General features: G+C 67.6%; 1 protein-coding gene. It reads right to left on the bottom strand.

Going from position 1 to position 2,287, the window contains the following annotated elements:
• On the bottom strand, positions 1-2,287 hold a 2,287-nt coding region (uvrB, locus tag VN378_RS16110), incomplete at both ends, for an excinuclease ABC subunit UvrB (RefSeq protein WP_414642267.1).

The raw sequence follows: 2,287 nt of genomic DNA, 5'->3' as shown, positions 1-2,287 counted from the left end.
GCCCGCCACCGCTTCGGCGCCGCCTTGTCGACCTCCTCGCCCTCGGCGGTCAGGACCTCGTTGGCGAACTCCAGGTCCATCAGCTTCATGCGCTTGATCTCGTCGCGCAGGCGGGCGGCCTCCTCGAATTCGAGGTTGGCGGCGGCGTTGCGCATGCGGCCTTCGATGTCCTTGAGGGCGGCCTGGAAGTTGGAGCCGGTGAAGGGTTTGGACTGCTCGGCCACGCCCGGCGCCGTCAGCCTGTCGAGGGCGCGGGACTCATAGGGGCTGGCCATGATCTCGCGGATGTCGCGCTTGACCGACTCGGGCGTGATGCCGTGTTCGGCGTTGTAGGCCTCCTGCTTCTCGCGGCGGCGGTTCGTCTCGGCGATGGCGCGCTCCATCGAGCCGGTCATGCGGTCGGCGTAGAGGATGACGCGGCCGTCGACGTTGCGGGCGGCGCGGCCGATGGTCTGGATCAGGCTGGTCTCGGAGCGCAGGAAGCCCTCCTTGTCGGCGTCGAGGATGGCGACCAGGCCGCACTCGGGGATGTCGAGGCCCTCGCGCAGCAGGTTGATGCCGATCAGGACGTCGAAGGCGCCCATGCGCAGGTCGCGCAGGATCTCGATCCGCTCCATGGTGTCGACGTCGGAGTGCATGTAGCGGACGCGCACGCCCTGTTCGTGCATGTATTCGGTCAGGTCCTCGGCCATCTTCTTGGTCAGGACGGTGACCAGGGAGCGGTAGCCGGCGCGGGCGACGGCCTTGACCTCGTCGATGCAGTCGTCGACCTGGTTTCGCGCGGCGCCGCTGACCGGGCGGATCTCGACCGGGGGGTCGATCAGGCCGGTGGGGCGGATGACCTGTTCGGTGAAGACGCCGCCGGTGCGCTCCATCTCCCACGGGCCGGGGGTGGCGCTGACGAACATGGTCTGGGGGCGCATGGCGTCCCATTCGTCGAACTTCAGCGGGCGGTTGTCGATGCAGCTGGGCAGGCGGAAGCCGTATTCGGCCAGGGTCGATTTGCGGCGGTAGTCGCCGCGGTACATGGCGCTGATCTGGCCGACGGTGACGTGGCTCTCGTCGACGAACAGCAGGGCGTTGTCGGGGATGTATTCGAAGAAGGTGGGCGGCGGCTCGCCCGGGGCGCGGCCGGTCAGCCAGCGGCTGTAGTTCTCGATGCCGGCGCAGGAGCCGGTGGCCTCCATCATCTCCAGATCGAAGCGGACGCGTTGCTCGAGCCGCTGGGCCTCCAGCAGCTTGCCGTTCTCGATCATCCAGTCGAGCGTCTCCTTCAGCTCGGCCTTGATGCCGGTGATAGCCTGGTTCAGCGAGGGGCGCGGGGTGACGTAGTGGCTGGCGGCGTAGACGGTGATCTCGGTCAGGTCGGCGGTCTTTTTCCCGGTCAGGGGGTCGAACTCCTGGATGGATTCCAGCTCGTCGCCGAACAGCTGGATGCGCCAGGCGCGGTCCTCCATGTGGACGGGGAAGACCTCGATGACGTCGCCGCGCTTGCGGAACATGCCGCGGTCGAAGGCGGCGTCGTTGCGCTTGTACTGCAGGGCGATCAGGTCGGCGCGCAGCTTGGACTCGTCGATCTGGTCCCCGACCTTCAGGGTGAAGGTCATGGCCGTATAGGTCTCGACCGAGCCGATGCCGTAGATGCAGCTGACGCTGGCCACCACGATCACATCGTCCCGCTCCAGGATCGCCCGCGTCGCCGAGTGGCGCATGCGATCGATCTGTTCGTTTATGGACGAGTCCTTCTCGATGTAGGTGTCGGTCCGGGGGACGTAGGCCTCGGGCTGGTAGTAGTCGTAGTAGCTGACGAAATACTCGACGGCGTTGTCCGGGAAGAAGCTCTTGAACTCGGAATAGAGCTGGGCCGCCAGGGTCTTGTTGTGGGCGAGGATCAGGGCCGGGCGCTGGGTCTGTTCAATGACCTTGGCCATGGTGAAGGTCTTGCCCGAGCCGGTGACGCCGAGCAGGACCTGGTCGCGCTCGCCCGTCTTCGCCGTGGCCACCAATTCGGCGATGGCGGAGGGCTGGTCGCCGGCGGGGCTGTATTCGGAATGCAGGCGGAAGGGGATGTGTTTGCGGCCCTCGGGCCGGTCCGGGCGGTGCGGCACCCAGTCGGACGGCTTGCCGGGGGGTTCGTCGGGCGTCAGGCGCGGGCCGGTGACGGGGGCGAACATGGGCGGCCGGTTCTTCGCCGCCGCCGGGTCGAAGATGAAGGGGGCGTGGGCTTCGGACAGGCCGGCGCTCATCTCCGCCGACTGGCCGGGGACGTGGACGGGCTTGCCGGGAG

Source organism: Brevundimonas sp. (assembly GCF_035561115.1).
Classification (GTDB): Bacteria; Pseudomonadota; Alphaproteobacteria; order Caulobacterales; family Caulobacteraceae; genus Brevundimonas.
The sequence above is the reverse complement of the archived record's forward strand: the minus strand, read 5'-3'. Positions and strand labels throughout refer to the sequence as shown.